This is a genomic window from Paraburkholderia sp. BR14320, assembly GCF_040948665.1.
Classification (GTDB): Bacteria; Pseudomonadota; Gammaproteobacteria; order Burkholderiales; family Burkholderiaceae; genus Paraburkholderia; species Paraburkholderia youngii.
In genome coordinates, this window is sequence record NZ_JBFPKG010000110.1 from 1 (window position 1) to 6,578 (window position 6,578).

Consider the following 6,578-nt stretch of genomic DNA (forward strand, 5'->3'; position numbering starts at 1 on the left):
TCCAGAACCATTCGCACAGCCCGCTCACGAACTTCAGGCGAGTACCTTGGGCACTTCTTCTTCGTGTTTTCCATAGCTCCATTTTCTCAAGAAGTGGAGCCTCCGGAAATCCCGGGGCGGTTCAGTCACGGGCTGCATCACGTCTGTAGGCGGCGCTGTCCCTGATTGCACAGCAGCGGCAGAAATGGGCGTTGCCAGATGAACTATGGATTGCCCAAGCTATGAGACCGGCCAAGACGCGTTCTGGATCTGTCATGCCTTGCAAGGTCGCGGGATCGAATGCTGTCTTGTCGATCCCACTAGAATCTCTGTGGAACGCCAGAAGTAGCGCGACAAGACGCACCGAATGGAAGTAATCGTGCTGGCCATCAACCTGCGTGTGTTGGCCGCATGGTAAACGGGATCGCATGCACGCGATCCGTGTGCCGTTGCTGCCCGATGAGACGTCGTGCAACGTCATACGCGACCGTGGGCAACTGCAGAGGGAAGTCCCGCAACACCGGCGGCGCACGTGCAAGCTACTGGTCCCGCTCGGTTACTGGGGTCGAGTCGACAGCCGGAAGTTCACCGCACGTCTGTGCACGCGGCGAGGCACGGTGCCACGACGGTACGCCACTACCATTGGAACTTCAGCGACGGCTGTTGCGCGAATGCGAACAACTGGTGCTCCTTAAGCAGTAACTGGCGACACTGGAAAAGGAGACGCTCGGGAGCCTCCCGAAGCCGAGCGGAAGCGAATCGATCGCCTCAAACGCCTGAGTGGCATTGGGGCCGTTGGTGGCTCGCGACTGGCGCTGGAACTGTTCTGGCGGCGGTTTGAGCCTCGTGACAGTGGTGAGAGCCAGGTCGCCAAGGCCATCAGCAATCAAGGCAATCGGAGAGTGCGGGCACTACGGATCGAGACGGCATGGCCGTGGATCCGTTATCATCCAGAGAGCGTCATTGACGTATTGGGTTCTCGCAGCGAACTGCTGGCACGGCCCCCAATCGCCGCGCGCGACGGATAGCAATCGGTGCACTCGCACATTTCGTACGGCGGGAAACTGGTCGAGAGCATGCGCCAAGATGCACCGGCCTGCACCATCCAGCGCAGCGCGTTGAAAATATCGCGAATCACATGTCGGCGCTGCGGCGCGGCTTCGCTCGTCAAGAGTACCGTCACTATCGGAGCGAATTGATGACTGTCCCAGCAACGTCGGCTTTCGATGTGCGCGAGCTCGCTGTACCACGTGCTTCGGCAGCAGATATTGAGATCTTTCTCATCACCTTCGATTTTCGCGCGACGCTCGACTGTCCCGCATTCGCTCCACTCTCGGACGATGAGCGTGAAAAGGTCGCGCGCTTCCGACGCCGCGACGATGCGCTGCGTTGTGCCATCACGCGCGTCGTGCTGCGTCAGTTGCTGGCCGAACGAACAGATTTGAAGGCAAGTGAATTGCGTTTCGAGCTAGACACCGGTGGTCGACCGCGTCTCGATAAGTCGATACAAGGGGGCCCCGGTCGGCAACTCGACTTCAACGTTTCGCATTCTGAGCAGTATGGTCTGGTCGCAATTGCGCGGCGACGGACGGTTGGTGTAGATATCGAATCTGCTCGCAATGACCTCAACTGGAGGAAACTCGCGTCAGCGGTGTTTGCGCCGCGCGACGAAGCACACGTAACCGCATTGCCGATGCACAGACGAACCGACGCATTTTATGACGTATGGACGGCAAAGGAAGCGGTGTTGAAGGCGCGTGGCGTCGGCATCGGAGGCGGTATGACATGGTTTTCTGTACTTGGCGACGGGCAGCACGAGCCAAGGATCGTAGTTTCCGAGGAGAGTGTGTGCAATCGCGACCTGATTGCGAATCTCGACGCAGTTTGGCTTCGTGCCCTGAACGGTTATGCCGCGTGTGTCGTGTGGTCGCGCGACGCCGCTTGGTGCGATGCGTAGGCACAATGTAGCTTGAGCGTTTCGAGAATTTAACTCCGACCAAAGTTTGCGCTAGCGCGTAGCGAAAGCGGCCGGTCGGCGCATCCGAAATGCATAACCTGTGCAAAAAATCATCGCGATCTGATCAAAAGCGCCGTTGCAGAGAAAAGGAATTGGTGAGATTCGGCCCGTTTCCTGAGACCAGAAATACCAAAAATTGAGATTGCCCCGTATGGCACGTGCCAACCATGACATGCTAGCAATGGCTGGACTGCCCTTTACACGTCGATGTGTATGTCCAGACTCCCATGTCCCCCCAATACTCTGGAGCCCACATGTCAACGCCATTCGTCTACTTCGACTGGTCAGCCAACATGCGACATCGGCGGTGATGCGAGTTGCAATGTCGAGGACGGCAGAGGAAATTTTAGCGCACATCCGGCTGCGGACATATTCTTCGAGTCGCCGGTAAAGACTACCATTGCTGGGTCTCGGTTATAGGCAGTAATCACGCCCCCTTTCATTCCTGATGATGTCGGAAGCGCACTTCAAAAGGTCTTATAAATTTTTGCGCTGAACTCCCATTTCATGGTGTTCACCATGTCGGTCCAAGTCCGCGTAAAGGACGGTCGCGGCCTAAGGTCTTTCGCGTGGCTAGAGTTGAGACGCGAATCCTCGGGGTTAGGGATACCAGTACTCTCCAGTGAACGTTTCACCAACCCATTTCTTCAAATCGTCGGTCAGAGCCATTGATATTCCCCACTTGTTTGCCCCCAAGGTAAGTCGAATACTAAGTTGGCCATGGCACGACCCACCTTCGGCTTCGAGATCGATTTCGGGAATATTTAGGAAATCGTTCCAAGGCTGATGATGTGCTTGCGAAGCGCAGTCGCAGCCGGGCCAAACTTCGCCTCTGTATCGTTCTTTTCGCCGTAGACGTAGCGGATCGTCGTCACGCCGGCCATGTCGCTCGGAAGCTGGACGCCCTCGCCGCGCGGTTCCATCAAGATTGCGCGCTTGCGGCTGAGGCGTCCCATGAATAGGCCAAGCTCGAAACCGACGTTATCGCGCGGGCGCCGACCATTCAGTGACGCGGGCATTGGTGACGTCGTCGCCATGTGCGATCGCCACCGCGAAATCGCACTGAACCAGCTCACGTTCGATATCGTCGCGCGTATGGTTTGCGACCTCGAACACCCCTGGTTCCATGGCACGGTCAGGAACTTGTCGTGTGCGAACATGGATTGCAGCAGGTGCGAGACGTCAAGCGCCTCAGCGCTCGAAATCACGAAAACGCGGATTTTGTCGCACTTCGCGTTTACGATCTGGTTGCGCCCCGATCAGGCGTTTCCAGAGTTCTTTTGCCATCCGGCGTCAGAGGTCTGCATAGCGGCTGCCGAGCTCGCTCAGTTGCTGTTCCGTGATTTTCGCGGCAAGGGAATCCTCTGCCTCACGAACCGTCACAGACCATTTCTGGATCGGCTCAACGGCTGCCATCTCTCCGACCGAATCGCCGGGGAACCCCCGGCGGATCGGCGTGGGGTTGACGACGATGTCGAACGCGCCGGTGATGATGAAATACACGTCGTTGTCGGTGGCGTCCTGCTGGATGATAACGTCGCAAGTCTTGACCTGAATCAGTTCGGCCATGTCGGCCAGCTCCGCGGCCAGATCTTTGTCGCCGCCGACGAGCTTCTGGCCCGTGAACGCTTCAACACGCAGGCGTTTGCCCGTTTCCCCAGAAAATCTCTCAATCATTCTTGCTCTCTCCGTGCCGCCTTTGGGAAACAAGCAGCAGCGATATTCTGATGGAGGACAGGCTACAATTCGGTGCCGGCAGCGCCGTCCGTGGGGTGTCTGCGAACGTGAGAAAGCGGGGTCCGGTCGCAGGTCATCTATCCGGTTATTTCGAGATCGAGTTCGTGCCGCATTGTGGTGGTGGCAAGGTCGACAGCGAGCTCGTGCACACGCTTGTGATGACTGATATCGCGACGGGATGGACGAATGCCTGGTCAGGCCGTGTCGCAGAGGCGCATTCGTTCTGGAGCATATTAGGCAGGTCCGCGGTGCATTGCCGTTTCCCCTGCGCAGTCTAGATTACGACAACAATAGCGCCTTCATGAACGAGACGGTGTGCTACTTCTGCAAACCGACGGATATCGAGCTTACTCGGTCGCGTGCATACAAGAAGAACTACGAGGCGTGGGTCTAGCAGAAGAATGGCGCTATCGTTCACCGCTTAGTCGGCTACGGAAGGCGCCAAGGTCTGGAGGGCCACGGAAATCCTTGCCCCCTTTAGCAGGTCTCGCCGCTCTACATCAACTTCTTCCAGGCGTCGTTCAAGCTGAAATCCAAAACCCGTCACTGCGCGAAGGTGCCAACGTTCTTTTGGGGCTACATGGGGCCGCCAAGGCGACGGCAGTCTCGCTTGATCCTTATGGGTATGTGGCGCGCTCCGTCGCAGCCACCGAATCGAAGAAACGGAGGCACTCGGCTGCTGCGATCGGGATGAAGTTGAGGCTGGCCTCACGCGGCCATGGTAAGTACTGGTCGCGTGACACCTAACCGCTAATGGGTGCGGGTAATTGCAAGGGTGAGGCATCGCTTACAGATACGTAGCGCCTCGACCTCGCGCAGGCTCAGATTGAAGCGGTGATACAGCGTACCGCGGAGCCGATCACCGCGGCCGGGAAGCGCAACCTTGGAAGACGATTGACTCTTCTTCATCCTGCCGATCTAATGGACTCGACCTTCAATTTGACAAAGTCCGCGCCGGGCGATCCAAGGTGCGGCATTACCGGTCTGATGCCGTGCGCTACTATGGTTTTCCAAAATTCGACTAAATGGGCTTCGAATAGGTCCCACGCCCTGCATATGTCACATTGACCCTCGATTCGATGGCGTGAGCGTGCCTGGCGATATCCAGCATAGGTTGACGAATACTTGCGTCGCACGACCATTCCCCCCATTGAAACGGGAGGAAGATTGAGAGCCTGCGAGGCCAATCTCACACTCCCCACCCTGAAGATCTACTTTGGGACTAGAAAATACCCCTCATGATAATATCCCCCGCCAAATACCAAACCAGATGGCAACATCACACCTGCCATCGAAATACAAAGAACATATTTTTTGGCCCACATTTCGCACATCCTAGTAAAAATTCAAAATTAACTGCCCATTAAAAATCACCACGCAAAAGCCAGACAGGCGCCCCCATCCACCGAATTCAAACAAATCGCGACTACGTAAGAACACGCGAAAGACAATCAGAATCCCATATTACACCGCCCGATATTACCCTGAACACAATCGTTATATGGAAGGGATGGAGTCTTTGATGCGATCTTCTTGCCCGTGCAGGTCGTCATTCCGAAAACGTCTCTGACGTCTGTTAGTAAGATCGGGGCCACGCCATGCGTAGCAATTTTTATTGCGCCGTACTGAACCTTACGTATCTCATCGCTTAGCCGATCCCACCGCGTAGTTCTATTTGAATCTTCGAGACTCAATCGATATGGAGTGAAAGCATCATCGCCTAATGCAGTCGATGCAAAATTCCCTTGGATACTACGAAACCTTACCGCCTCTGATAGCACTGTTGCGTACGATAGCAAGGCCCTTGCCTCCGCTCCGTTTATCGTGCTGGTCGAAGAAACATGATTCATTAGGTTCCTATACCCCTTCATCAGTGAATATCTATCGATTGACAAATCTGTTCTATCCGCGCTTACTCCGGCACTCCTTGCCAACGAGAGATAGCTAGAATCTCCTGTCATATTCACCGTGAAATCTACCAAACGCCGTGGCGCATTCACCTGTACTCTTCCGCTGTCTGCATCCGAAAAATCAGAAAATCGGTAAAATATACGCGCAACGATAAACCCTGTCAGGTACAAATCGGATGGGTTCATCACAAACCTAACATCTGTATTTGAGGATGGGTCATTGGGACCAACTCCAATTATTTCAATGGTAATCCCCTCTACAATATTTGACGCATCGGGCCTTAATTGATACAAAATTTTATTGCCAGGGATATTCGCGAGCGACATCGCATCGCCCATTGCAGCTCTAATTGCACCCAACGATTGAACATATTTTTGCGGGGAACTAAAATCGACCCTGAATTCGGCAGCATATAAAAATGAACAGGTCGAAAAACACCACGAAATTAAAATGGCCTTCACGAATTTTTTCATCAAAACTCCACCGTTATATCGCGTCATCTCAAAACGAAATTTGCAATCCTGATGGCCCCTTGCTTATTAAGCGAAGTTGCCACATATTAAGCACAATCAATTTTATCGAAAAATCGCATAAATGCACTCAAAACTGAAGCGGCCTTTTTCACATAGCGACGCCAATTATCAATTTTGCGCAAATACAGGGGCACGCCGACATTCAATGAGCCTAGCAGCTGGATTACTTACGCATAGCCCCACTCCCACAAGATTAGCCTAACCACATACTCAATTGCTAAATCTATGCCAACAAGCCAACGCCAATAGCAAGTAGAAGCTCGAAAGCCCTTAACAGGATGCGGAAATACCCCCGCCCGGAATCGACCTTCCACGATTTGAGCGCCCACCGTCGCTAAATCTTTCGCATTGTGCAATTTCAACGCGCATCAACCTTTTTAAAGCACTGTGAGGCCGACTTC

Annotated in this window: 4 protein-coding genes; 1 reads left to right on the plus strand and 3 read right to left on the minus strand. The window is 54.3% G+C overall.

The features are described 5' to 3' along the window. Positions 1-1,117 precede the first annotated feature (1,117 nt). Positions 1,118-1,936 (plus strand): 4'-phosphopantetheinyl transferase superfamily protein, encoded by an 819-nt coding sequence (locus AB3X89_RS38465; protein ID WP_368587847.1) that lies wholly within the window; start codon positions 1,118-1,120, stop codon positions 1,934-1,936. A gap of 824 nt (positions 1,937-2,760) precedes the next feature. Here the strand turns inward: AB3X89_RS38465 and AB3X89_RS38470 are convergent. The 3 genes from AB3X89_RS38470 to AB3X89_RS38480 all read right to left on the minus strand — a co-directional run bounded on the left by AB3X89_RS38470 (position 2,761) and on the right by AB3X89_RS38480 (position 6,117). Beyond that, positions 2,761-3,156, minus strand: coding sequence for a TIR domain-containing protein (locus AB3X89_RS38470; RefSeq protein ID WP_368587850.1), 396 nt, complete (start codon positions 3,154-3,156; stop codon positions 2,761-2,763). A 133-nt stretch (positions 3,157-3,289) separates the two neighbouring features. After that, positions 3,290-3,673, minus strand: coding sequence for a cyclic nucleotide-binding domain-containing protein (locus AB3X89_RS38475; protein ID WP_368587848.1), 384 nt, complete (start codon positions 3,671-3,673; stop codon positions 3,290-3,292). A 1,511-nt stretch (positions 3,674-5,184) separates the two neighbouring features. Then, complete coding sequence (locus tag AB3X89_RS38480) at positions 5,185-6,117, minus strand: ribosome-inactivating family protein (protein WP_368587849.1); 933 nt, start codon at positions 6,115-6,117, stop codon at positions 5,185-5,187. Positions 6,118-6,578 lie beyond the last annotated feature (461 nt).